The following is a 23,188-nucleotide window of genomic DNA, read 5'->3' as shown; positions in this document are numbered from 1 at the left end:
ACGACACCCTAAGCGGTGCGGGTGGCCCTGATGCTGCGCAGTCCGGCCAGCGCGGCGCCCAGGCAGGCCGCCGCCACCGCGCCGGCGAACCACGGGAACACCGCGGCCAGATCCCATCGGGTGGCCGCCCAGCCCGCGATCAGGGTCGGCACGGCCATGGCCGAGTAGGCCAGCAGGTAGAACGCCGACATCGTCTCGCCCCGCCTGCCCGCGGGCACGACGTCGGACAGGTGGCGCAGTGAGCCGCCGAACCCCAACCCGAATGTCGCGCCGAGGAGTGCGGCCGCGACGAAGACCAGCTGCCACTGGTGGGTCAGCAGCACCGGGATCGTCAGCAGCAGAGCGACGGCCATTCCCGCGTCGCCGATGATCGCGGAATACCGCGCCGGGATGCGGGTGGCCGCCAGCTGCGCGAGCGCGGCGGCGAACGCGGTGGTGCCGACCACGGCCCCGCCGAAGACCAGGTTGTCGATGTGGGTCTGGCGCGCCGCCAGCGACGGGTACAGCGACAGCAGCACACCCAGCACCGACCAGGAGGCCATCGCGCCGAGCGCGGAGAACCAGAAGTCGCCGCGGATTTCCTGAGGCACAGAGGGTTTGGCCATGCGGATGGGGCCACTGGCGCGGGTGGTGTGGGTTTCGCGCAGCGCCAGCAGACCGACGCCGACGATCAGGCAGAGGACGGCGACGACCGCGTACGGGGTGCGCAGCGGGTGCGGCGCGTACTGGGCGAGCAGCGCCGAACCGAGGATGGCCACGGTCATCCCGATGTTGAAGCTGACGCCGCTGAGCTGGCCGGCGCGCACGCCGTGATCGGGCCGCAGGTCCAGCAGGGCGGCCGCGCCCGCGACGACGATCGAACCCACTGCCGCGCCGTGGATGGTGCGGGCCAGCAGCAGCATGGCCATGCTGTCGGCGACCAGGAACACGCCGAGGCCGACCAGCAGTGCGATCAGCGCGGCGACGAGCACCGGTTTCCGCCCCACCACGTCGGAGATCCGGCCGGACACGAGCACGGCGGCCAGTGCGGCGATGGCGTACACCGCGAAGACCACCGTGGTGGCCAGCGGCGAGAGGTGCCAGTTGGTCTCGTAGATGCCGTACAGCGGCGCGGGCATCCCGGAGACCCCGAGTGCGACACCGCTGAGCACCAGCAGCAGTGGGTACGCCCATCGCTGGGCGTCTCCGACAGACGGCTCGAACGCGACCAACGCGCTTCACCTCCGACCGGCTGATTCGACATGCGTAGAGCCCGTCGAGGGTACGTGGGGCCTGATCACCTTCAACCCGGCGGGGCGCCGGATATTCCCCGGCTGGCTCAGGTGAACGGAGCCAGCGCCACGCCGTCGCCGAGCAGCCGTTCACGCACCGCGGTGGCGATCTGCACGGCGCCGGGGGAGTCGCCGTGCACGCACACCGATTCGACGGTGACCGGGATCGTCGAACCGTCCACCGCGGTGACCCGTCCGGCGGTGACCATCGAGATCACGCGCGCGGCGATCTCGTCGACGTCGTGCAGCACCGCGTTGCGCTCGCGCCGGGACACCAGCTGTCCGTCGGGCCGGTAGGCGCGGTCGGCGAACGCCTCGGGCACGGTGCGCAGTCCCAGCCGGTCGGCGGCAGCGAAGAACACCGAGCCGGCCAGGCCGAGCACGGGAAGCGCGGGGTCGACGGCGTGTACCGCTTCGGCCACCGCCTGCGCCTGTACCCGATTCGTGACGATCGAGTTGTACAGCGCACCATGGGGTTTCACATATGACACCGAGGTACCGGCTGCGGCGGCGAGCGCGGACAGGGCGCCGATCTGGTACATCACGTCGGCGGTCAGGTCCTCGGCGCTGGCGTCGATGAAGCGTCTGCCGAAGCCGGCCAGGTCGCGGTAGCTGACCTGGGCGCCGATCCGCACGCCGCGGTCGGCGGCCGCGCGGCACACCTTCGACAGCGTCGCCGGATCACCCGCGTGGAAACCGCAGGCGACGTTGGCCGAGGTGACGATCTCCAGCATCGCGTCGTCGTCGCCGAGCGTCCAGACCCCGAAACCCTCACCGAGGTCGGCGTTGAGGTCGACCGAGACCGTGGTCATGGGGCCGAGCCTAGTGCCCGGAATCCGGACACCGGCGGTGACGGGGAAGTGACGGCCGCCACGGCGGTGTGCGGACGTTATTGAAAACGGTTATCGTTGCGACGTGCTTGGTTCGTCCCGTCGTCTGCGCGCGCTCACCGCGACGCTCGCCGTCTGCCTGCCGCTGTCCCTGTCCGCCTGTGGCGGTGCGGACACCGCCGCCCCGTCGGGGGCCGGGGCGCCGGACTGCCCGGCGTCGGCGGTCGACGTCGTCGTCAGCGTCGACCAGTGGGGTGACATCGTGTCCCAGCTCGGCGGAGCGTGCGCCGACGTGACGACGGTGCTGGCCGGTTCGTCGGTCGACCCGCACGACTACGAACCCGCACCCTCCGACGCGGTGGCCTTCGAGGGCGCGCAACTGGTGGTCGTCAACGGCGGGCACTACGACGAGTGGGCGGTCAAGCTCGCCGCGACCTCGGCGGCCGATGCGCGGGTGATCGACGCGGTCGAGATCGGCGGCGGCCACAGCGAGGACCATGGGGACCACAGCCATGACCACGTGGGCCATGACCACGCGGGTCACGACCACAGCGCAGGCGAGAACCCCCACGTCTGGTACAGCCCGGCAGTGGTGACCGAGGTCGCCGAGGCGGTCACCGCGACGCTGAGCGACCTCGCCCCGGACGCCGCCGGCTACTTCGCCGATCGGCGCGCCGCGTTCGAGGAGTCGATGAAGCCCTACCGCGACGCGATCGCGGCGATCCGGACCGGTGCCGCGGGCAAGACCTACGGCGCCAGCGAGAGCGTGTTCGAAGACATGGCCACCGCGGTCGGGCTGGTGGACCGCACCCCGGCCGGCTACCGCGCCGCCGCGGCCAACGAGAGCGAACCGTCGCCAGCCGATCTGGACGCGTTCCTGCGGCTGCTCGCCGACCGCGGCGTCGACGTGCTGATCTACAACATCCAGACCGAGGGTTCGGTGCCCCAGCAGCTGCGCTCGGCAGCCGAGCGGGCCGGTGTCGCGGTGGTGGAGGTGACCGAGACGTTGCCCGACGGGGCCGGTTCGTTCCAGGATTGGCAGGTGGCGCAACTGGATGCCCTGGCCGAGGCCCTCGGTGTCCGCACCTGAACCGGCCGCGGTACCGGCGCTGGCGTTCGACGACGTCAGCGTCGAGCGCGACGGGCGGATGATCTGGAGCGACTCGACGTTCCGGGTCGAGGCGGGCAGATTCGTCGCCGTGATCGGACCCAACGGTTCGGGTAAGACCACGCTGCTGCAGGTGATCCTCGGACTGCTCCCGCCCACCGCGGGCGAGGTCCGGGTATACGGTCACCGGCCCGGCAGCGCCAATGACGAGATCGGTTACGTCCCACAGAACTACGACGCGAACGCGAACGAGGCCATCCGCGCCCGGGACGCGGTGCTGCTCGGTCTGACGGGGCGCCGGTGGGGTTTCAGCCGCACCAGCGCCGCCGACCGTCAGCGCGTCGACGAGGCGCTCGGCTGGGTGGACGGGCGTGAGATCGCCGACCGCAGGCTCTCGGACCTGTCCGGCGGGCAGCGCCAGCGGATCGCGCTGGCCGCCGCACTGGTGTCGCGGCCGCGGATGCTGATCCTCGACGAGCCGCTGGCCTCGCTGGACCTGCGCAACCAGCACGAGATCGTCGCGGTGCTGAACCGGCTCAAGCAGGAGCTGGGGGTGACGGTGCTGGTGGTGACGCACGACCTCAACCCGCTGCTGGCGGTCCTGGACAGCGCGATCTATCTGCTCGACGGGCACGCCCACCACGCGGCACTGGACCGCGTCGTCGACTCCGACCTGCTCACCCACATGTACGGAACCACGATCCAGGTGGCCCACACCCTGCAGGGCCAGCTCTACATGCGGAGCGGCGGATGACCCAGACCGTGGTGGCCCTCGGCTATCAGGACAACTGGCTGCACATCCTCGGCTCGTCGTTCATGCGCAACGCCTGGCTGGGCGGCACCATCGTGGCCCTGGCGGCCGGGCTCATGGGCTATTTCATCGTGGTGCGCCATATCGCGTTCGCCGCGCACGCGCTCGCGCACATCGGCCTGCCCGGCGCCACGGGTGCCGTGCTGTTGGGCCTGCCGGTGGCGGTCGGGCTCGGCGTGTTCTGCGTGGGCGGGGCGCTGGTGATCGGCGCGCTGGGCAAGCGGGCCGCCGACCGGGAGGTCGCGACCGGCACCGTGCTGGCGTTCGCCACCGGGCTGGGGTTGTTCTTCAACTCGCTGGCGACCCGAAACTCCTCGACGCTGACCAACGTGCTTTTCGGCAACCTGCTGGCGATCACCGGCGAGCAGTTGCTGTCCTTCCTGGGGCTGCTGGTGTTGACCGCCGCGGGCATCGCGTTCATCTTCCGGCCGCTGCTGTTCACCTCGGTCAACAGCAAGGTCGCCGAGGCCAAGGGTGTTCCGGTGCGTGGGCTGTCGATCACGTTCATGGTGCTGCTCGGGCTGACGGTGACGATGGCGGTGCAGGCCGTGGGGACACTGCTGTTGTTCGCCCTGGTGGTCACCCCCGCCGCGACCGCGCTGATGCTGACTGCCCGCCCGGTCGTGGCGATGGCGGTGTCCGCGGTGATCGGACTGGTGTCGGTGTGGGTGGGACTGGTGCTCTCGGCGATGTTCAATCTGCCGCCGAGCTTCGTGATCGTCTCGATCGCGTGCGCGGTCTGGTTGCTGGTGTGGGCCGGTCTCCGCGCGCCGCGCCCGAGTCGCAGGCCTGCGGCGCCCGCCATCCACTAACGTCGGGGAGCATGTCCAGGAGTCCGGCGCCGAGGCGGCGTGCCACGTTGGCCTCACTGGCCGCCGAGCTCAAGGTGTCGCGCACCACCGTGTCCAACGCCTACAACCGGCCCGACCAGTTGTCGCCCGAACTGCGCGAGCGGGTGCTCACGACCGCCAAGCGGCTGGGGTATCCGGGCCCGGACCCGGTCGCCCGCTCGCTGCGCACCCGCAAGGCCGGAGCCGTCGGCCTGGTGATCACCGAACCGCTGAACTATTCGTTCAGCGATCCCGCGGCACTGGATTTCGTTGCCGGGCTTGCCGAGTCGTGTGAGGCGGTGGGGCAGGGCCTGCTCCTGGTCGCGGTGGGTCCGAACCGCAGCCTCGCCGAGGGATCGGCGGCGGTGCTGGCCGCCGGGGTGGACGGCTTCGTGGTGTACTCGGCCTCGGACGACGACCCGTATCTGCCGGTGGTGGCCGGACGTCATCTCCCTCTCGTGGTGGTCGACCAGCCGCGGGACGTACCCGGGGCATCGCGCGTGGGCATCGACGACCGGGCGGCGATGCGTCGGCTCGCCGAGCACGTCATCGGCCTCGGCCACCGCGAGATCGGGCTGCTGACGATGCGACTGGGCCGGGACTGGCCGCACGGCGGCGTCTCTCCGGCGCTGGCCGACCCGGAGCGATTGCGGACCCCGCACTTCCAGGTGCAGGGTGAACGGATCCGCGGGGTGCGCGACGCGATGGAAGCGGCCGGCCTCGACCCGCAGTCGCTGACCGTCGTGGAGAGCTACGAACATCTGCCGTCGTCGGGCGGTATGGGCGCCGACGTCGCGCTGGAGGCCAATCCCCGGATCACCGCGCTGATGTGCACCGCGGACGTGCTGGCGCTCTCGGCGATGGACCACCTCCGCGCACGGGGGGTCTACGTGCCGGGGCAGATGACGGTCACCGGTTTCGACGGGGTGCCGGAGGCCAGGCGCCGCGGCCTGACCACCGTGGTGCAGCCGGGTGTGGAAAAAGGAAGGCGGGCAGGGGAAATCCTGCACAACCCGGCGCGCTCGGGACTGCCCGTGATCGAGGTGCTGCCGACCGAGGTGGTGCGGGGACGTACGTCAGGACCCCCGGCGTGACCGTCGTCGGCTGAGCAGGAACTGCAGCGCGGTGGCGACGTCGTCCGGCGAGTCCACCCGGTAGGCCGCGGCCGTCTCGCCCGGCCCGACCTTGACCCCGACGTCGGAGTTGCGCAACCGGGCGAACGCCTTCTCGTCGGTGACGTCGTCGCCGAAGAACACCACGGCCGTCGCATCGTGCTCGGCGCGCAGGATGTCGACCGCCTCGCCCTTGTCGGTGGACACGACGGCGAACTCCAGTACCGCCTTGCCGCTGGTCACGTGCGCGTTCCACTGCGGGGACGCCTCCCACGCGGCAGCCAGGGCGGCCTCCCCGTCGGCCGGGGACGCGTTGCGTACGTGCAGTGCGACGCTGGCGGGTTTCGTCTCGACCGTCACACCTGTTCGGCCCGAGGCGATCTCGCGCAGCCGCTCGGTGATGCGCCCGAGCAGATCGTGGTCGATGTCATGGGCGAAGCCACCGGCGAACTCGGCGCCGTGGCTGCCCACCAGGTGTACGGACGCCGGCATCGACGACAGCGCCCGGAGCGTCTCGAGCGCCCGGCCGGAGATCAATGCCGTTGTGGTAGAGGGCAATTCGGAAAGTTGAAGCAGCCCTTCCGCGGCGTCGGGCAGTGGGCGTGCATCGGCCGGGTTGTTGACGATCGGCGCCAGCGTGCCGTCGAAGTCAGAGGTGACCAGAAGTCGTGGGGTGTCGGCCGCGGCGGTCAGCGCAGCCTGCAGTTCGGACGGGAGGTCGGCGCTCACCCGTCAGATCTTAGGCTGGTCGCCGTCGCCGATCAGGAGCCGCACGGCCAGATCGAGCCGCTTGCTGACGTCGGTGGCCGACGCGCGGCGGGTCAGCCAGGCCAGCAGGTTGGACAGCCAGACGTCGGAGATCACCCGCGCGATGTGGTACTGGTCCTCGGTCGGTTCGCCGTCGCTCATCGCCCGGGCGAACATCGAGTCCATCAGCTTGCCGACGTGATCGACCTCACCGGCGGCGGACGCGTCGGCGAACACGAACGCGCGCGTCATCGCCTCGGTCAGCAGCGGGTTGCGCTGCATGGCCCGGTTCAGCTTGCCGACCATGATGTTGAGCCGCTGGTAGGCGGTGGCGCCGGCCGGAAACGCGGACCGGTCGGTCTTGGCGTCGATGCGCTCGAACTCACGGCCCAGCGCCGAGACCAGCAGGTGCACCTTCGACGGGAAGTACCGGTACAGGGTGCCGACCGCGACGTCGGCGCGTTCGGCCACCGCGCGCATCTGTACCGCCTCGTACCCGCCCTTGGACGCGATCGCGAGGGTGGCGTCGAGAATGCGCTTGCGCCGTTCGCGCTGTGCCTCGGAGCCGAGCTCGGATTCGGCGAGCACCGCGACGTTCATGACCTGGCGGGGCTTGGAGTCCGACCCCGTGCCCGAGGTGGTGCGGGCAGGCGTCTGCGGCTTATCAGCGGCGAAATCCGACGACCCCGACATCCGGTGAATGGCTCCTTCGTGATGCGTTCCCGGTGAAAACGATACGCATCCCGGTCCCGTATTTCTCTTGTCCATGCGGCGGGCACACGCCGGTGCCCCGCTCCGAGGGCGGTCGACTTGACGGTCGAACGCTGTCACTATTAGAACACGTTCTAGTGAGAAGCATCGTCTTCTCACCCAAACGCTAGGAGACATGGTGTCGGCTTCAACATCCGCTCCCACCACCGACGACCAGTCCGCCGCCCGTGAACTGGTCCGGACCTGGGCCGCGGCGTCGCGCGCGGTCGAGGCGGCACGGGAGGTCGAGCAGGGTGACGCCGATGCCTGGCGCGCGCCGTACGCCGGCCTGGCCGAACTAGGGATCTTCGGTGTCGCGCTCCCCGAGGAGCACGGCGGAGCCGACGGCACGGTATCGGATCTGGCAGCCATGATCGACGAGGCGGCCGCGGCGCTGGTGCCCGGTCCGGTGGTGACCACCGCGCTGGCCACCTTGGTGCTGCCCGGAGCGCAGGCCGAGCTGCTGGAGGCGCTGGCCACCGGTCAGCGCACCGCGGCGCTGACGCTGAGCGCGGACCTGGACTACGCCGACGGCCGGGTCTCGGGCAGTGCGCCCCACGTGCTGGGCGCGGACCGGTCCGCGGTGCTGCTGCTGCCCGCGGGCGACACGTGGGTGCTGGTCGACGGCGCCGCCGACGGGGTGACCGTCGAGACGCTCGAGGCCACCGACTTCTCCCGCCCGCTGGCCCGCGTCGTGCTCGACGGTGCGCCGGCCGAGGCGCTGGACGTCCCCGCCCAGTGGGTCGTCGACCTGGCGGCCACGCTGATGGCCGCGGAGGCCGCCGGGCTGGCGCGCTGGCTGCTGCGCACCGCCACCGAGTACGCGAAGGTACGCGAGCAGTTCGGCAAGCCGATCGGCAGCTTCCAGGCGATCAAGCACATGTGCGCGGAGATGCTGCTGCGCTCGGAGCAGGTGGCGGTGGCTGCCGCGGATGCCGCACGGGCCGCCGAGGAGGCGGACGCCGATCAACTCTCGATCGCGGCCGCTCTGGCCGCGTCGGTCGCCATCGACGCGGCCAAGGCCAACGCCAAGGACTGCATCCAGGTGCTCGGCGGCATCGGCATCACGTGGGAGCACGACGCGCACCTGTACCTGCGCAGGGCCTACGGCATCGGCCAGTTCCTGGGCGGCCGGTCGCGGTGGTTGCGCCGGGTGGCCGCGCTGACACAGCAGGGCGTGCGCAGGGACCTCAACATCGACCTGGACTCGGTCGCCGACCTGCGGCCCGAGATCGCTTCCGCGGTGGCCGAAGTGGCGGCCGCGCCGGAGGGTGAGCGCCAGGTCGCGCTCGCCGAGACCGGCCTGCTGGCACCGCACTGGCCGCGACCGCACGGCCGCGCCGCCGGTCCGGCCGAACAGTTGCTCATCGACCAGGAGCTGGCCGCCGCGGGCGTCGTGCGTCCGGATCTGGTGATCGGGTGGTGGGCGGTGCCGACGATCCTGGAGCACGGCAGCGCGGAACAGGTCGAGCAGTTCGTCCCGCCGACGTTGCGCGGTGAGCTGACGTGGTGCCAGTTGTTCAGCGAGCCCGGCGCCGGCTCGGACCTGGCGGCGTTGCGCACCAAGGCCGTCCGCGTCGACGGCGAATCGGGGCCCGGCTGGAAGCTCACCGGTCAGAAGGTGTGGACCTCGGCCGCGCAGAAGGCGCACTGGGGCGTGTGCCTGGCCAGAACGGACCCCGACGCGCCGAAACACAAAGGCATCACCTACTTCCTGATCGACATGAAGAGCCCGGGCATCGTGATCCGCCCGCTGCGCGAGATCACCGGTGACGAGCTGTTCAACGAGGTGTTCTTCGACGACGTCTTCGTCCCGGACGAGATGGTGGTCGGGCAGGTCAACGACGGATGGCGGCTGGCGCGCACCACGCTGGCCAACGAACGGGTGGCGATGGCCCAGGGCACCGCGCTGGGCAACCCGATGGAGGAGCTGCTGGCGGTCATCGCCCGGCTGGAAGTCGATGGCGCCCAACAGGATCAGCTCGGTCAGTTGATCGTCACCGCGCAGGTCGGCTCGTTGCTGGACCAGCGGATCGCCCAGCTCGCCGTCGAGGGCCAGGACCCCGGCCCGCAGGCCAGCGCACGCAAGCTCATCGGTGTGCGCTACCGGCAGGCCCTCGCCGAGTTCCGGATGGATCTGTCCGAGGGCGGCGGCGCGGTGCTCAACCAGCAGGTGCATGACTTCCTCAACACCCGCTGCCTGACGATCGCCGGCGGCACCGAGCAGATCCTGCTGACCGTCGCGGGGGAGAGGCTGCTGGGCCTGCCGCGGTGAGCGAGCAGCGCGCGTGTCGGCTCGCCGAGATCCTGCAGACCTATCGGGTCCCCGAAGATCCCGGTGGTACATCGGTTTTCGATGCCGCGGTGGTGACCGGGCGGAAAGCCGGTGAGATCGCTCCGGTGGAGTTGACCCGCACCGAGATCGAGATGCTGCTGGCCGAGCCGGCGCGCATGTCCGACGTCCACGCCGTCAAGATCCGGGCGACGGCCGAGGCCGTGGCCCGGTTCCCGCCGCCCGGTGGCGTCGAGACCGACAACCAGACCGATGCGTTCCGGCACGCGTACGCCAGCGCGCTGTTGACGCGGCGGTTCGGCGCTGACTGGACGGCGACGTTCACGGCCGCGCACGAGGGCAGGGCCGGCAACCGCCCGACGAGCATGGCCATGGACCTCTTCAACAACGAGGTCGGCCGCGGCATCGCGCTGGCCCACCCCGACGCGTCGGCCGAGGAACTCGCCGACCTGGTGCATCGGGCGGTGCTCGGCGGCGACCTGGTCGTCGTCGCGGCGGACGGCGCGCGTCTGGAGTGGAGCGGGCCGCGCTAGGCGGCTACTCGAAGGTCGTCTGCGCGCAGGCGCTCGGGGTGGTGAGGTTGACCCCTTCGTAGACCACCTGGATCTGCGAGCACACGATGAACTGCGACCCCTTGGCGGGCAGGCCGGTGGTCCACGAGGTCGGCACGGAGTCACCGTCGGTGGTGAACCGTGGGATCGGGCCGCCGCCGAAGTAGGTCACCGAAACCTCGACGTCGCGCAGCGATTTCAGCATCCTGGACAGCACGTTGTCGTGGTTGGCGCCCTTGGATTCGCGTGGGGTGCCCGACGGCGCGCTGTACGAGGCCTCCTGCCAGATGTCCTGGGAGTCGCTGCGCAGGGTCACCGTCTGGCGGGCCCAGGTGTCCTGCGGGAACCCGGTCGGGCCGCTCGGGGTCAGCAGGTTCGCGGAGGTGTTGTAGAAGCACCTGTTCTGTGCCGCGTCGCAGTTCGCGGTGACGTGCATCTGGATCTGCGTGGCGGGGTCGACGTTGATCGAGGACACCGCGGTGTTGGACGCGGCCGTGGCTGCGGGGGCGCCGGCGAGTGCCGCCATCAACATCGGGGCCAGCGCGACCGCACTTGCCGTTGCGAGCCGTTTCATCGTGATGAAGGTAATCCCCCCGCTACTCGTCATAGGTGACTTCGACCGAATCCGACATCGGATGTGCCTGGCAGGCCAGGATCAGCCCCTCGTCGAGATCCTGCTGCTCGAGCACGTCGTTGATCTCCATCTCGGTATCGCCGGACTTCTTGACCACCGCGCACGCACCGCAGTGGCCCTCCCGGCACGAGAAGGGCGCGTCGAGCCCTTTGTCCAGCAGCACGTCGAGCAGTTTGGCGCGGCGCGGCCAGGACACCTCGTGGGTCTGCCCGTCGAGCGTGACGATCGCGGTCGCGGGGCCTTCGTCGCTGTCATCTGAAGCCAGCGTTACCGCTGCGAACGGATCGGACTCCAGCGACTTGAACACCTCGATGTGGATGCGCTCGGCGGGCAGGCCCGCGGTCTTGAGCGCCTCGTCGGCGGCGGCCATGAACGGGCCGGGCCCGCAGATGAACGCCTCGCGGGACCCGTACGGGGCGAACAGCTCGGCCAGCGCGGACACGGTCGGCAGCCCCTGCACCGATTCCAGCCAGTGGATCGTGGTGAGCCGGTCCGGGTATTTGGCGGCGAGGTCGCGAAGGACCTCGGCGAAGATCACCGAGTTCTCGTCGCGGTTGGCGTAGAGCAGCGTCACCTTGCCGGTGCCCTCGGACAGCGCCGACTTCAGGATCGCCAGCATCGGGGTCACGCCGCTGCCTGCGGCCAGCAGCAGGAAGTCGGTGTCCAGTGTCTTGGGGACGAAGGTGCCCGACGGGGCGAGCACGTGGATCCGCATCCCGGCGTGGGCGTTGTCGCACAACCAGTTCGACGCGTATCCCTCGGCGGTCCGCTTGACCGTGACGGTCAGCGGGTCGCCGGTGAACGGTGAGCTGCACAGCGAATAGCAGCGCGCGACCGAGCCGGTGCGGTCGCTGGGCACCCGCAGGGTGAGGAACTGTCCTGGTGCGTATCGCAGCTTCTCCGGCGGAACGGGCGCGTCGGCCGGGGATCCGAACACGAGCGAGCGAGCGTCGGCGGTCTCCTCGATGACCTTCACGATCTCCAGTTCGAGCACGTGGGCGCCCAGCGGTTGGTCGGCGACTACGTCCGTCACAAGATGAGCCCTCTCTTCACGCCGGGGTAGGTCATAACTAGAACAGGTTACAGAAATGCATGTCCGCAGGTCCAGTGGCCACAGGCCACCGCTACTCGACACAAATCGTAACGTGTTCTAATCTCTTGTAGTTACTTTCGCACGCCTCGGGAGGCACACCAGTGACGTCCATTGAACAGCGCGACGCGCAGTCGGTTCTCGCCGGCATCGACGACCTGCTGCCGCGGATCGCCAAGCGTTCGCTCGCCGCCGAAGAGTTGCGCCGTCTGCCCGACGAGACCGTCGCCGAACTGGACGAGGTGGGTTTCTTCAAACTGCTGCAGCCGCAGCAGTGGGGCGGCCTGCAGTGCGATCCGACCCTCTTTTACGAAGCCGTGCGGCGCATCGCCAGCGCCTGCGGTTCCACCGGGTGGGTGGCGTCGATCATCGGCGTGCACAACTGGCATCTGGCGCTGTTCGACCAGCAGGCCCAGGACGACGTCTGGGGCAACGACCCGACGGTGCGCGTGTCGTCGTCGTATGCGCCGATGGGCGCGGGCACCGTGGTCGACGGCGGTTACCTGGTCAGCGGCGCCTGGCAGTGGTCGTCCGGATGTGACCATGCAACCTGGGCGTTCCTGGGCGGCCCGGTGATCAAGGACGGCAAGCCGGTGGACTTCGGCAGCTTCCTGATCCCGCGCACCGACTACCAGATCGACGACGTGTGGAACGTGGTGGGACTGAAGGCCACCGGCAGCAACACCGTCGTGGTCAAGGATGTGTTCGTGCCGCGGCACCGGTTCCTGTCCTACAAGGCCATGAACGACGGCACCGCGGGCGGATATCAGAACAACACCGCGCCGGTCTACAAGATGCCTTGGGGCACAATGCACCCCACCACCATCAGTGCGCCGATCATGGGCATGGCCTACGGCGCCTACGAGGCGCATGTCGAGCATCAGGGCAAGCGGGTGCGCGCGGCGTTCGCCGGCGAGAAGTCCAAGGAGGATCCGTTCGCCAAGATCCGGATCGCCGAGGCGGCCAGCGACATCGACGCCGGCTGGCGGCAGCTGATCGGCAACGTGCGCGACGAGTACCAGCTGCTGCAGGCCGGCCAGGAGATCCCGTTCTCGCTGCGTGCCTGCGCCCGTCGGGACCAGGTCCGTGCCACCGCGCGCGCCATCGCGTCCATCGACCTGCTGTTCGAGGCATCGGGTGCGACCGCGCTCGGCCTGGACCAGCCCGTCCAGCGGTTCTGGCGGGATGCGCACGCGGGCCGGGTCCATGCGGCCAACGAGCCCGAGCGCGCGTACCTGATCTTCGGTAACGACGCGTTCGGTCTGCCGCCCCAGGACACGATGGTTTGATGACGTCTTTCGCAGCCGAAGCGGCCCAGCAGCAGGAGATCACGTTCGAGTCGACCTCGCGGTTCGCCGATGTCAGTGGCAAAGGCCAGGACATGCGTCTGCATTACCACGAGGCCGGGGTCGGTCATTCCGAGACGGTGGTGCTGCTGCACGGCGGCGGTCCCGGCGCCTCCAGCTGGTCGAACTTCTCCAAGAACATCGCGGTGCTGGCCAAGCACTTCCATGTGCTGGCCGTCGATCAGCCCGGCTACGGGCTCTCCGACAAGCACACCGAGCACGAGCAGTACAACCGCTACAGCGCCAACGCGTTGCTGAACCTGTTCGACCATCTCGGCATCGAACGGGCTGCGTTGGTGGGTAATTCGCTCGGCGGCGGCACCGCGGTGCGGTTCGCGCTGGACAACCCGAAGCGGGCCGGGCGCCTGGTGCTGATGGGCCCGGGCGGGCTGAGCGTGAACCTGTTCGCGCCGGACCCGACCGAGGGCGTCAAACTGCTCGGCAAGTTCGCCGCCGACCCCACGCGGGAGAACATCGAGAAGTTTCTGCGCATCATGGTCTGGGATCAGAGCCTGATCACCCCAGAGTTGGTCGAGGAGCGCTTCCAGATCGCCAGCACGCCGGAGTCGCTGGCGGCCACCAGGGCGATGGGCAAGTCGTTCGCCGGCGCCGATTTCGAGCTGGGCATGATGTGGCGCGACGTGTACAAGCTGCGTCAGCGGGTACTGCTGATCTGGGGTCGCGAGGATCGTGTCAACCCACTCGACGGGGCGCTGGTGGCGCTGAAGCAGATTCCGCGGGTGCAGTTGCACGTGTTCGGACAGTGCGGCCATTGGGCCCAGCTGGAGAAATTCGACGAGTTCAACAAGCTGACCATCGACTTCTTGGGAGGCGCCTCATGACGATCAAGTCCCTGGGTTACCTGCGCATCGAGACCACCGACGTCGCGGCCTGGCGCGAATACGGGCTGAAGGTCCTCGGCATGGTCGAGGGGTCAGGACCCACCGAAGGCGCGCTCTACCTGCGGATGGACGAGTTCCCGGCCCGCCTGGTGATCGTGCCGGGCGAGCACGACCGACTGCTGGTCTCGGGCTGGGAGACCGCGAACGCCGCTGAGCTGCAAGACATCCGGACGCGACTGGAGGGCGTGGGCACGCCCTACAAGGAGGCCACCTCCGCCGAGCTGGCGGAGCGGCGCGTCGACGGGATGATCGTCTTCGACGACCCGTCGGGCAACACGCTCGAGGTGTTCCACGGTGTCGCGCTGGAGCACCGCCGGGTGGTCAGCCCGTACGGCCACAAGTTCGTCACCGAGGAGCAGGGACTAGGACACGTGGTGCTGACCACGCGCGACGACGCCGAGACCCTGCACTTCTACCGCGACGTTCTCGGCTTCTACCTGCGTGACTCGATGAAGCTCCCGCCGCAGCTCGTCGGCAGGCCCGCCGACGGCGCACCTGCGTGGCTGCGCTTCCTCGGGGTGAACCCGCGGCACCACAGCCTCGCGTTCATGCCGGGCGAGACCCCCAGCGGCATCGTGCATCTGATGGTCGAGGTGGAGAACTCCGACGACGTCGGCCTGTGCCTGGACCGCGCGCTGCGCCGCAAGGTCAAGATGTCGGCGACGCTGGGTCGCCACGTCAACGACAAGATGTTGTCCTTCTACATGAAGACCCCGGGTGGATTCGACATCGAGTTCGGTTGCGAGGGGCTCGAAGTCGACGACTCTGATTGGGTGGCACGGGAGAGCACCGCGGTCTCGTTGTGGGGCCATGACTTCAGTGTGGGTTTCCGGGACTGACGAGCAAGTGACCGTGTCCGAGCCTCAGATCGATGCCCGCACCTTCCGGAATGTGCTGGGCCAGTTCTGTACCGGGATCACGGTGATCACCACGGTGCACGACGGCCTGCCCGTGGGATTCGCCTGTCAGTCGTTCGCGGCGTTGTCGCTGGACCCCCCGCTGGTGCTGTTCTGTCCGACGAAGCAGTCGCGCTCGTGGACGGCGATCGAGGCCAGCGGCAACTTCTGTGTCAACATCCTGCACGAGGATCAGAAGGACGTGTCGGCGCGGTTCGGCTCGCGTGAACCGGACAAGTTCGCGGGGATCGACTGGACGCCTTCGAATCTCGGATCGCCCGCGATCGACGGCGCGCTGGCCCACCTCGACTGCTCCGTGCATTCGGTGCACGACGGTGGCGACCACTTCGTGGTGTTCGGCGCAGTGCATTCACTGTCGGAGAGTTCGGCCCGGAAGAAGCCTCGGCCGCTGCTGTTCTATCAAGGGCAGTACACGGGTATCGAGCCCGACAAGACCACGCCGGCCGACTGGCGCAACGATCTCGAGGCGTTCCTGACCGCGACCACCGACGACACCTGGCTCTAGTCCGTCCGTCGAGCCGCACCTTCCACCAGCGACCGCACGGTGGTCAGGTGGCCGGGCAGCACCTTCGCCCAGACCATTCGGGCGACGGGGTTGTCCAGTGCGACGACTGTCGCGAAGGTGACGCCCCGGTCGCAGACCCGAGTGATCAGCTGGCCGTGCAGGCCGATCCGTGAATCGCTCTGCAGCCGAAGGTATTCCGCGGTGTTGTCGGTGATCGGCCAGCCGGCGACGGTGTCAGGTCGGCCGTGGTGCAGCGCTATCCCGAGTGCGGTCCACCCGGCGCGCAGGCGCAGACGTACGGCCGCCGGCGGGTGCTCGAGGATTTCGCGCGTCCATTGTTCGGGTGTCCACGACGGGCTGCGGTCGGTGCGAAGAAGGTGGGCGTCGACATGGTCGATCCGCGGCAGGGTGCTGCACGCCAGCAGGGCGCTGTCGGCGTCGACGCGCTCGACGGGTCCGGCATGTGAGCGCATCAGCGACCTCCCGATAGATACAGAACAGTACTGTATCTATCGTAGGGTGGAAGGGCAAGAGTCGACCGACGATCGGAACGCCATGCCGCCACCTGTGCGCACACCCCGGGATGCCTGGATCGACGCCGGACTCACCCTGCTCGCTGCCGACGGGCCCGACGCCGTGCGGGTCGAGGTGTTGGCCCAGCGGCTCGGCGTCACCAGGGGCGGGTTCTACCGGCAGTTCGGCGGACGGGGCGACCTCGTCGAGGCGATGCTCGACACCTGGGAGCAGCGCAGCATCGACGAGGTGCGGGCGCGGGTCGAGGCCGAGGGCGGCGGCGCGCGGAGCAAGGTCGCCCGGGCCGGCGCGCTGACGTTCTCCCCTGAGCTGCTCCCGCTGGACCTCGCCGTCCGGGACTGGGCGCGGCGTGACCGGGAGGTGGCGCGCCGGCTGCGGCAGGTGGACAACCGCCGGATGGACTACCTGCGCGAACTCCTCGCGACCCTCGTCGAGGACCCGGCCCAGGTCGAGGCGCGGGCGATGCTCGCCTTCTCGCTGGTGATCGGTGACCACCTGATCGCAGCCGACCACCCCGGCAGCAGCCGCGGCGAGGTGGTCCGCGACGCCACCCGTCTGCTGCTCGGTGAAATAACACCGGTGTGATTCATCCACACTGTGGATAACTCCTGTGGATAAAGGTTCGCCTCACCACTCGCCGAGCAGCACGTGGTGCTGGTCGCCCATCCGTTCCCGAAGCGCGTCGACCACCGCGGCGACCTCGGGCCTGCGCAACGTCTCGGCGCGGGCGACCAGCCAATAGGTGAGCCGGATCGACACCGCGGCGGGCAGCACCCGCACCAGATCGGGATGGCGGTCCGCCATGAAGCACGGCAGCAGGCCCAGTCCGGCCGCGGCGCGGGTGGCCTCGACATGGACGAACACGTTCGTCGACGTCACGGATTCCCGCATGGCCGGGGCGAAACTGGCGGCCACGTCCAGATCGTCGACCTGGAGCATCGAGTCGATGAAATAGACGAGCGGGAACCGGCGAAGGTCGTCCACATCGACCGGTCCGCCGTGTTCGTCGAGGTAGTCGCGCGAGCCGTACAGCCCCAGGCAGTAGTCGCCGAGCGGTAGTGCCTCGGCGCGGTGCACCTTCGGCTCGCCGACGACCACCTCGATGTCCAGCCCGGAGCGCTGCTGGCTGGCCCGACGCGTGGCGGCCACGATCTCGACCGCCACCTTGGCGTGCTTGCGCTGCACCGCGGCCGCGGCCGGCGCGGCGATGTACGCGGAGAACCCGTCGGTGGCCGAGATGCGCACGACACCTTCCAGCGCCCGCTGCCCGGCGGTGTCGGTGGCCAGCGACCGGACCGCGTTCTCGACGGCCTCGGCCGCAGCCAGGGCTTCGCGTCCGAGATCGGTCAGCTCCCAGCCACCCGCGACGCGGGCCAGCACCCGCCCACCCATGGCCCGCTCCAGCGCGGCGATGCGGCGGCTGATCGTGGTGTGGTTCAGGCCCAGCTCGTCGGCCGCGGTGGTGTACCGGCCCGTGCGGCCGACCGCCAGCAGAACCAGCAGGTCGTCCGCACTGGGCCTGCGGACTGGAGAAGACACCTCTGCATTTTCGCAGATGTGTACTGCGGTTTTGGCCATTGCCGCGTGGGGTAGCTGCAGGAATACTCACTGACATCTGTGGTGGGCGTCACATAGGAAAGGTGCGCGATGAGCACGCAACACGATGCACGGACGGACGGTCAGGGGCCGATCACGACGGGCCTCAAGCGGGTGGTGGTCGCCTCGATGGCGGGCACCGTCGTCGAGTGGTACGAGTTCTTCCTCTACGCCACCGCCGCCACGCTGGTGTTCAACAAGGTGTTCTTCGCCGAGGGGACGAGTGAGGCCGCCGGGCTCATCGCCGCGCTGCTGACCTATGCGGTCGGCTTCATCGCGCGTCCGCTGGGTGGCATCGTCTTCGGGCACTTCGGGGACAAGTACGGCCGCAAGAAGCTGCTGCAGTTCGCGATCCTGCTCGTCGGCGCGGTGACGTTCCTGATGGGGTGTCTGCCTACGTACGCGCAGATCGGGGTCTGGGCGCCGATCCTGCTCGTCACCCTGCGCTTCCTGCAGGGCTTCGCGGTCGGTGGGGAATGGGGCGGCGCGGTCCTGCTGGTCGCCGAGCACAGCCCCGACAAGCAGCGCGCGTTCTGGTCCAGCTGGCCACAGGCGGCCGTGCCGGTCGGCAACATGCTGGCGACCGTCGTACTGCTGGTGCTGACCGGGGTGCTGTCCGAGGACGCGTTCCTGTCGTGGGGTTGGCGGGTGGCGTTCTGGCTCTCCGCGGTGGTGGTGCTCGTCGGCTACTACATCCGGACCAAGGTCACCGATGCGCCGATCTTCCTCGCCGCGCAGGAGGAGGTCGAGCGGGTCAAGGCCGTGTCCTACGGCGTGTTCGAGGTTCTGAAGCGTTATCCCCGTGGGGTTTTCACCGCGATGGGACTGCGCTTCGCGGAGAACATCATGTACTACCTCGTGGTCACGTTCTCCATCGTCTACCTCAAGACGCACGTCGGCGCCGACACCAGCGACATCCTGTGGTATCTGCTGGCCGCGCACGCGGTACACTTCATCGTTGTGCCGCAGGTGGGCCGGCTGGCCGACCGGTTCGGGCGCCGACCGGTGTACATCGGCGGCGCTGCGCTGGCCGCCACCTGGGGGTTCTTCGCGTTCCCGATGATGAACACCGGTAACTACCTGATGATCATGGGCGCGGTCATCCTCGGACTTGTCATTCACGCGTTCATGTACGCGCCGCAGCCCGCGATCATGGCCGAGATGTTCCCGACGCGCATGCGGTATTCGGGTGTGTCGCTGGGCTATCAGGTGACGTCGATCGTGGCGGGATCGCTGGCCCCGGCGATCGCCACCTGGCTGCTGGACCGGTTCGGCACCTGGGTCCCGATCGCGGTCTATCTGGCAGGCGCCGCGGCGATCACGCTCGTCGCCGCGTGGTTCACCCGCGAGACCAACGGCATCGACCTGCACGACGTCGACGAGGCCGATCGAGAGCAGCTGGCCAAGGCCGGCCTGGTATGAGTGGTCTGCGCGGTCGCACCGCCCTGGTCACGGGTGGTGCAGGCGGTATCGGCGCTGCGTGCGCCCGGGCGCTGGCCGACCAGGGGGCCGAGGTCACCGTCGCCGACGTGGACGGCGTGGCGGCCAAGGCGGTCGCACAGGAGGTCGGGGGAACCGCCTGGGTGCTGGACCTTCTCGATGTCGAGGCGCTGGAGGGGCTGAGCCTGGAGACCGACATCCTGGTCAACAACGCCGGCGTGCAGAACATCGCCGAGATCGCCGAGTTCCCGCCGCAGAAGTTCCGCTCGATGATGGCGTTGATGGTGGAGGCACCGTTCCTGTTGATCCGCGCCGCGCTGCCGCACATGTACCGCAACGAGTTCGGGCGGGTCGTCAACATCTCGTCGATCCACGGCCTGCGGGCATCGCCGTACAAGGTCGCCTACGTCACCGCCAAGCACGCCCTGGAGGGGTTGTCCAAGGTCACCGCGCTCGAAGGCGGACCGCACGGTGTCACGAGCAACTGCGTCAACCCGGGCTACGTCCGGACCCCGCTGGTGACCCGGCAGATCGCCGACCAGGCCAGAACGCACAACATCGGTGAGGATCAGGTCATCTCTGACATCCTGCTCAAGGAGAGCGCGGTGAAGCGTCTCGTGGAACCTGAGGAGGTCGGCGCGTTGGTCGCATGGTTGGCATCGCCTGTGGCGGGCATGGTGACGGGGGCGTCGTACACGATGGACGGCGGATGGAGCGCGCGGTGACGGTGACGACCGAACCGCAGTGGGTGCCGACCGACGAGGACATCACGGGGGCGCAGGTCACGGCGTTCGCGCGCTTCGCCGAACAACGCACCGGGAAGACGTTCGCGGACTACCAGGCCCTGTGGCGGTGGTCGGTCGAGGACGTCGAGGGCTTCTGGGGTGCGCTGTGGGACTACTTCGAGCTCGGGGAGCACTCCGGTGTCCTCGAGGGATCGGAAATGCCCGGCGTCACCTGGTTTCCGGGCACCACGCTGAACTACGTCGACCACGTCGTGCGGCAGGCCCGGACCGACCGGCCGGCGATCATCCACGTCAGCGAGGACGGACCCGACCGCGAGGTGTCGTGGGCCGACCTGCTCGGACGTGCCGCGGCGTTCGCCGAGAAGCTGCGCGCGGCCGGCGTCGGCCCGGGGGACCGCGTCGTCGGCTACCTGCCCAACATCCCGGAGACGGTCATCGCGTTCCTGGCCACCGCCGGCGTCGGCGCGGTATGGAGCGCATGCGGCCAGGACTACTCGGCCAAGGCGGCGCTGGACCGGCTGGGGCAGCTGGAACCGACGGTGCTGGTCGCCTCCGACGGCTACCTGTTCGGCGGCAAATACCGCGACAAGCGGGACGACGTGAAGGCCGTCACGGCCGGGCTGCCGACACTGAAGGCGACGTTCTCGACCGACGACCTCGCCGAACGCAGTGACGCCCCGTGGGAACCGGTCCGGGTGCCGTTCGAGCATCCGCTGTGGATCCTGTTCTCGTCGGGGACCACCGGGCTGCCGAAGGGCATCATCCACGGCCACGGCGGTGTGGTGCTCGAACATCTCAAGGCCGTTGCGCTGCAATCCGACATCGGCCCCGACGACACGTTCTTCTGGTACACCAGCCCAAGCTGGATGATGTGGAACTTCCAGGTCGCCGGGCTGCTGGTCGGCGCGACGATCGTCTGCTACGAGGGCAGCCCGAACGCCCCGCAGCCGGATTCGTTGTGGCGCATCGCCGCCCGGATCCGTGCCACGGTGCTGGGCACGAGCCCCGGTTATGTGCTGGGCTGCATCAAGGCCGACGCCGAGCCCGGCCGCACCCACGACCTGTCCGCGCTGCGGACCGTAGGGATCACCGGGTCGTCGCTCCCTCCGTCGTCGTCGCTGTGGTTGCGCGACCACGTGGGGGTGCAGATCGCGTCGATCAGCGGGGGCACCGACGTGGTGTCGGCGTTCATCGGTGGCGCGCGCACTGTGCCGGTCTGGCCCGGCGAACTGTCCGCGCCGTACCTCGGTGTCGCCCTTGATGCGTGGGACGAGTCGGGCAACCCGGTGCGCGGCGAGGTCGGCGAACTCGTGGTCACCAAGCCGCTGCCGTCGATGCCCGTCGCATTCTGGAACGACCCCGACGGGGAGCGCTACCGCTCGGCCTATTTCGACACCTTCCCGGGTGTCTGGCGCCACGGTGACTGGATCACCATCACCGATCACGACAGTGTGATCGTGCACGGCCGGTCCGACTCCACCCTCAACCGGCACGGTATCCGGATGGGCAGTGCCGACATCTATCAGGCGGTCGAGAGCCTGCCAGAAGTGGTGGAGGCCTTGGTGATCGGCGCCGAGCAACCCGACGGCGGCTATTGGATGCCGTTGTTCGTGGTGCTGCCCGACGATGTCGAGATGACCGACGAACTCCGCGACCGCATCAACGACACGATCCGCTCCGAGGTGTCGCCGCGCCACGTGCCCGACGAGATCATCGTCGCGCCCGCCGTTCCGCACACCCGCACCGGCAAGAAGCTCGAGGTGCCGATCAAGAAGCTGTTCCAGGGCGGAGACCCCGCGAAGGTCGTCGAACGCAGCGCGGTCGACGATCCCGCGCTTCTCGACTGGTACGTCACGCAGCGTCGAAGGTGACGAGGTCGATGCTGAGTCGGCCTTCGGCCAGGCTGAGCCGTCGTCGCACCGGCGGCCCGGGCAGCACCGGGGCGATCGAGGTGTAGGTGGCCCCGGTCGGGGTCACGTACTCGGCCCGATGCTCACCGTTCGTCTCGCTGGTGGTCACCCGCCAGCCCGGCGCTTCCTTGGCGTAATTGCACGCCTCGCACAACCCGAGCCCGTTGCCTGCGCTGGTCTTTCCGCCGTCGCGGGCGGGCACGGCGTGGTCGTGGTGGCGGATCGGGGCATTGCAGTACGGGGTGCGACACGTGCGGTCGCGGCGCTGCAACAGCAGCGCCAGTGCTTTCGGAAACTTCCGGGCCGTCGATTCCATCGCCACCAACTGCCCTGATTCCGGATGCCGATAGAGCCGCCGCAGCGTGGCCTTCGCCTCGGCGTCAGCAGCCGCGTCCCCGGTCAGCGCCCGGCAGAACCCGGCCGGGACCGGGCCGTAGCCGTCGAGCCAACCCAACTCGTCATCGTCACCGGCCAACGTCGTGTCGGCCATCACCAGACTCAACGCCACCGGCACCGGCCCATCAGCCGGGTGACCGGTCACCCGCTCATACACCGTCTCAGCCATCACCTGGCCCCGCGGCCGCGCATCAAAGGTGGTGTCGGCGGCTCGTTTACACGCCGCATACAGGCCGACGCCTTTGGCCAGGGGCAGCCGGACACTGACACACATCATGGTGTCCGACACCGGCCGCACACTGACCGCGCAATCGGCAACCGCCGCCCGGCCCCGCGCGACCACGGCCGCCGCGTCCAGCCGGGCGGTGATCTTCTTGGCCTCGGCCTCGATCCGGTTGTTGCCCCACCCGGCCAACCTGGTGACGTCGCCGCACAGTTCGGCGTCCAACTCCCTCCGCTGCGCCACCGACAGACACGCGGATTCCCGCACGATCAGGGTGGCCCGCCATTCCGAGAGCCCCCCGCACTCCAACGCGGCCAGCGTGTGTGGCATCTCCTCCACCAACGCCTGCGCGAACCCCAGATGCCGCCCGCCGCACACCGGGGCGTCGTGGCGGGCCAACGCCACCTCCGCGCCGAGGCCCTTCCCGCGCTTCGCCGCCGGAATCCCCGCGGCCTCCTCAGCGGCGCGGCGCTTGGCCGCCCACAACGCCGTCGCCCGCGCCTGCGCCGCCGCAGCGGCGGACTTCAGGGCTTCGAAGCGCTCGACGGCCGCCCGCAACTCGGCCTGCGATGCCCCCTCGTCGATATCGAACAAACTTTCGAACATGCCCCGACGCTACCAACAGGCGCCGACAAGTTCCGACAAG

At 69.3% G+C, this 23,188-nt stretch carries 23 protein-coding genes; 14 read left to right on the top strand and 9 right to left on the bottom strand.

Translation table 11 applies throughout. From position 1 onward, the window contains the following. Positions 1 to 8: 8 nt before the first annotated feature. Together C6A87_RS25210 and C6A87_RS25205 are read right to left on the bottom strand one after the other, a co-directional pair. Entirely contained in the window at positions 9 to 1,211 is a 1,203-nt protein-coding gene (locus C6A87_RS25210; RefSeq protein WP_311114746.1) for an MFS transporter, read from the bottom strand. A gap of 107 nt (positions 1,212 to 1,318) precedes the next feature. Continuing rightward, a complete protein-coding gene (locus C6A87_RS25205; protein WP_311114745.1) occupies positions 1,319 to 2,083 on the bottom strand; it encodes a 5-oxoprolinase subunit PxpA in 765 nt (254 codons plus the stop codon). Positions 2,084 to 2,186: 103 nt separating this feature from the next. On the opposite strand from C6A87_RS25205, the gene C6A87_RS25200 reads away from it, so the two are divergent. The 4 genes from C6A87_RS25200 to C6A87_RS25185 are packed head-to-tail and all read left to right on the top strand — an operon-like array spanning position 2,187 to position 5,944. Next, a complete protein-coding gene (locus C6A87_RS25200) occupies positions 2,187 to 3,191 on the top strand; it encodes a metal ABC transporter solute-binding protein, Zn/Mn family (RefSeq protein WP_311114744.1) in 1,005 nt (334 codons plus the stop codon). Next, positions 3,178 to 3,963, top strand: a complete 786-nt coding sequence (locus C6A87_RS25195) for an ABC transporter ATP-binding protein (protein WP_311114743.1) — start codon at positions 3,178 to 3,180, stop codon at positions 3,961 to 3,963. The genes C6A87_RS25200 and C6A87_RS25195 overlap by 14 nt, the downstream gene beginning before the upstream one ends. Further along, positions 3,960 to 4,832, top strand: coding sequence for a metal ABC transporter permease (locus C6A87_RS25190; protein ID WP_311114742.1), 873 nt, complete (start codon positions 3,960 to 3,962; stop codon positions 4,830 to 4,832). The genes C6A87_RS25195 and C6A87_RS25190 overlap by 4 nt, the downstream gene beginning before the upstream one ends. An 11-nt stretch (positions 4,833 to 4,843) precedes the next feature. Beyond that, positions 4,844 to 5,944, top strand: a complete 1,101-nt coding sequence (locus C6A87_RS25185) for a LacI family DNA-binding transcriptional regulator (protein ID WP_311114741.1) — start codon at positions 4,844 to 4,846, stop codon at positions 5,942 to 5,944. Here the strand turns inward: C6A87_RS25185 and otsB are convergent. Both otsB and kstR read right to left on the bottom strand, forming a co-directional pair. Beyond that, complete coding sequence (gene otsB / locus C6A87_RS25180) at positions 5,927 to 6,691, bottom strand: trehalose-phosphatase (protein WP_311114740.1); 765 nt, start codon at positions 6,689 to 6,691, stop codon at positions 5,927 to 5,929. The two genes, C6A87_RS25185 and otsB, sit on opposite strands and share 18 nt — an antisense overlap. A gap of 3 nt (positions 6,692 to 6,694) precedes the next feature. Then, positions 6,695 to 7,309, bottom strand: coding sequence for a cholesterol catabolism transcriptional regulator KstR (kstR, locus tag C6A87_RS25175; protein ID WP_311118074.1), 615 nt, complete (start codon positions 7,307 to 7,309; stop codon positions 6,695 to 6,697). 286 nt (positions 7,310 to 7,595) lie between these two features. Between kstR and C6A87_RS25170 the strand changes: the two genes are divergently transcribed. Together C6A87_RS25170 and C6A87_RS25165 are read left to right on the top strand one after the other, a co-directional pair. Continuing rightward, positions 7,596 to 9,734: an acyl-CoA dehydrogenase gene (locus tag C6A87_RS25170; RefSeq protein WP_311114739.1), complete on the top strand. Its 2,139-nt coding sequence runs from the start codon at positions 7,596 to 7,598 to the stop codon at positions 9,732 to 9,734. Continuing rightward, a complete protein-coding gene (locus C6A87_RS25165; protein ID WP_311114738.1) occupies positions 9,731 to 10,285 on the top strand; it encodes a DUF6973 domain-containing protein in 555 nt (184 codons plus the stop codon). The genes C6A87_RS25170 and C6A87_RS25165 overlap by 4 nt, the downstream gene beginning before the upstream one ends. Positions 10,286 to 10,289: 4 nt before the next feature. Here the strand turns inward: C6A87_RS25165 and C6A87_RS25160 are convergent, their stop codons facing one another. Next, complete coding sequence (locus C6A87_RS25160) at positions 10,290 to 10,877, bottom strand: hypothetical protein (protein WP_311114737.1); 588 nt, start codon at positions 10,875 to 10,877, stop codon at positions 10,290 to 10,292. 22 nt (positions 10,878 to 10,899) lie between these two features. Next, entirely contained in the window at positions 10,900 to 11,970 is a 1,071-nt protein-coding gene (locus C6A87_RS25155) for a ferredoxin--NADP reductase (protein ID WP_311114736.1), read from the bottom strand. Positions 11,971 to 12,131: 161 nt separating this feature from the next. On the opposite strand from C6A87_RS25155, the gene hsaA reads away from it, so the two are divergent. Genes hsaA through hsaB form a run of 4 tightly spaced genes read left to right on the top strand, consistent with a single transcriptional unit; the run spans position 12,132 to position 15,697 of the window. Beyond that, positions 12,132 to 13,316: a 3-hydroxy-9,10-secoandrosta-1,3,5(10)-triene-9,17-dione monooxygenase oxygenase subunit gene (gene hsaA / locus C6A87_RS25150; protein WP_003930645.1), complete on the top strand. Its 1,185-nt coding sequence runs from the start codon at positions 12,132 to 12,134 to the stop codon at positions 13,314 to 13,316. Next, positions 13,316 to 14,215 (top strand): 4,5:9,10-diseco-3-hydroxy-5,9,17-trioxoandrosta-1(10),2-diene-4-oate hydrolase, encoded by a 900-nt coding sequence (hsaD, locus tag C6A87_RS25145; protein ID WP_311114735.1) that lies wholly within the window; start codon positions 13,316 to 13,318, stop codon positions 14,213 to 14,215. The genes hsaA and hsaD overlap by 1 nt, the downstream gene beginning before the upstream one ends. Then, positions 14,212 to 15,114 (top strand): iron-dependent extradiol dioxygenase HsaC, encoded by a 903-nt coding sequence (hsaC, locus tag C6A87_RS25140; protein WP_311114734.1) that lies wholly within the window; start codon positions 14,212 to 14,214, stop codon positions 15,112 to 15,114. The genes hsaD and hsaC overlap by 4 nt, the downstream gene beginning before the upstream one ends. Further along, positions 15,086 to 15,697 (top strand): 3-hydroxy-9,10-secoandrosta-1,3,5(10)-triene-9,17-dione monooxygenase reductase subunit, encoded by a 612-nt coding sequence (gene hsaB, locus C6A87_RS25135; RefSeq protein WP_311114733.1) that lies wholly within the window; start codon positions 15,086 to 15,088, stop codon positions 15,695 to 15,697. Before hsaC ends, hsaB begins: the two co-directional genes overlap by 29 nt. Here the strand turns inward: hsaB and C6A87_RS25130 are convergent. Further along, positions 15,694 to 16,170, bottom strand: coding sequence for a hypothetical protein (locus C6A87_RS25130; protein ID WP_311114732.1), 477 nt, complete (start codon positions 16,168 to 16,170; stop codon positions 15,694 to 15,696). The genes hsaB and C6A87_RS25130 overlap by 4 nt on opposite strands. A gap of 82 nt (positions 16,171 to 16,252) precedes the next feature. On the opposite strand from C6A87_RS25130, the gene C6A87_RS25125 reads away from it, so the two are divergent. After that, complete coding sequence (locus C6A87_RS25125; protein ID WP_311114731.1) at positions 16,253 to 16,816, top strand: TetR/AcrR family transcriptional regulator; 564 nt, start codon at positions 16,253 to 16,255, stop codon at positions 16,814 to 16,816. A 42-nt stretch (positions 16,817 to 16,858) separates the two neighbouring features. Here the strand turns inward: C6A87_RS25125 and C6A87_RS25120 are convergent, their stop codons facing one another. After that, positions 16,859 to 17,809, bottom strand: coding sequence for a LysR family transcriptional regulator (locus C6A87_RS25120; protein WP_311114730.1), 951 nt, complete (start codon positions 17,807 to 17,809; stop codon positions 16,859 to 16,861). A gap of 69 nt (positions 17,810 to 17,878) precedes the next feature. Here C6A87_RS25120 and C6A87_RS25115 point away from each other — a divergent pair, with 69 nt between their 5' ends. The 3 genes from C6A87_RS25115 to C6A87_RS25105 are packed head-to-tail and all read left to right on the top strand — an operon-like array spanning position 17,879 to position 21,884. Beyond that, complete coding sequence (locus C6A87_RS25115) at positions 17,879 to 19,249, top strand: MFS transporter (RefSeq protein WP_311114729.1); 1,371 nt, start codon at positions 17,879 to 17,881, stop codon at positions 19,247 to 19,249. Continuing rightward, entirely contained in the window at positions 19,246 to 19,992 is a 747-nt protein-coding gene (locus C6A87_RS25110) for a 3-hydroxybutyrate dehydrogenase (RefSeq protein WP_311114728.1), read from the top strand. The genes C6A87_RS25115 and C6A87_RS25110 overlap by 4 nt, the downstream gene beginning before the upstream one ends. After that, on the top strand, positions 19,977 to 21,884 hold the full coding sequence (locus C6A87_RS25105) for an acetoacetate--CoA ligase (RefSeq protein WP_311114727.1): 1,908 nt from the start codon (positions 19,977 to 19,979) through the stop codon (positions 21,882 to 21,884). The genes C6A87_RS25110 and C6A87_RS25105 overlap by 16 nt, the downstream gene beginning before the upstream one ends. Here C6A87_RS25105 and C6A87_RS25100 read toward each other — a convergent pair. Continuing rightward, positions 21,865 to 23,148 carry an HNH endonuclease signature motif containing protein gene (locus tag C6A87_RS25100; protein ID WP_311114726.1) on the bottom strand — a complete coding sequence of 428 codons (1,284 nt, stop codon included), beginning with the start codon at positions 23,146 to 23,148 and terminating at the stop codon, positions 21,865 to 21,867. The two genes, C6A87_RS25105 and C6A87_RS25100, sit on opposite strands and share 20 nt — an antisense overlap. Positions 23,149 to 23,188 lie beyond the last annotated feature (40 nt).

The organism is Mycobacterium sp. ITM-2016-00317, from assembly GCF_002968295.1.
GTDB lineage: Bacteria > Actinomycetota > Actinomycetes > Mycobacteriales > Mycobacteriaceae > Mycobacterium.
This window is presented reverse-complemented; position numbering and strand designations above follow the sequence as displayed.

Bases quoted from the DNA above. Each gene is read 5' to 3' on its own strand.
- C6A87_RS25100 (WP_311114726.1), bottom strand. From the start codon at position 23,148: ATGTTCGAAAGTTTGTTCGATATCGACGAGGGGGCATCGCAGGCCGAG.
- C6A87_RS25190 (WP_311114742.1), top strand. From the start codon at position 3,960: ATGACCCAGACCGTGGTGGCCCTCGGCTATCAGGACAACTGGCTGCAC.
- C6A87_RS25115 (WP_311114729.1), top strand. From the start codon at position 17,879: ATGAGCACGCAACACGATGCACGGACGGACGGTCAGGGGCCGATCACG.
- C6A87_RS25160 (WP_311114737.1), bottom strand. From the start codon at position 10,877: ATGAAACGGCTCGCAACGGCAAGTGCGGTCGCGCTGGCCCCGATGTTG.
- hsaB (WP_311114733.1), top strand. From the start codon at position 15,086: ATGACTTCAGTGTGGGTTTCCGGGACTGACGAGCAAGTGACCGTGTCC.
- C6A87_RS25105 (WP_311114727.1), top strand. From the start codon at position 19,977: ATGGAGCGCGCGGTGACGGTGACGACCGAACCGCAGTGGGTGCCGACC.
- C6A87_RS25185 (WP_311114741.1), top strand. From the start codon at position 4,844: ATGTCCAGGAGTCCGGCGCCGAGGCGGCGTGCCACGTTGGCCTCACTG.
- hsaC (WP_311114734.1), top strand. From the start codon at position 14,212: ATGACGATCAAGTCCCTGGGTTACCTGCGCATCGAGACCACCGACGTC.
- C6A87_RS25130 (WP_311114732.1), bottom strand. From the start codon at position 16,170: ATGCGCTCACATGCCGGACCCGTCGAGCGCGTCGACGCCGACAGCGCC.
- hsaD (WP_311114735.1), top strand. From the start codon at position 13,316: ATGACGTCTTTCGCAGCCGAAGCGGCCCAGCAGCAGGAGATCACGTTC.
- C6A87_RS25110 (WP_311114728.1), top strand. From the start codon at position 19,246: ATGAGTGGTCTGCGCGGTCGCACCGCCCTGGTCACGGGTGGTGCAGGC.
- C6A87_RS25170 (WP_311114739.1), top strand. From the start codon at position 7,596: ATGGTGTCGGCTTCAACATCCGCTCCCACCACCGACGACCAGTCCGCC.
- C6A87_RS25205 (WP_311114745.1), bottom strand. From the start codon at position 2,083: ATGACCACGGTCTCGGTCGACCTCAACGCCGACCTCGGTGAGGGTTTC.
- C6A87_RS25120 (WP_311114730.1), bottom strand. From the start codon at position 17,809: ATGGCCAAAACCGCAGTACACATCTGCGAAAATGCAGAGGTGTCTTCT.
- kstR (WP_311118074.1), bottom strand. From the start codon at position 7,309: ATGAACGTCGCGGTGCTCGCCGAATCCGAGCTCGGCTCCGAGGCACAG.
- C6A87_RS25125 (WP_311114731.1), top strand. From the start codon at position 16,253: ATGCCGCCACCTGTGCGCACACCCCGGGATGCCTGGATCGACGCCGGA.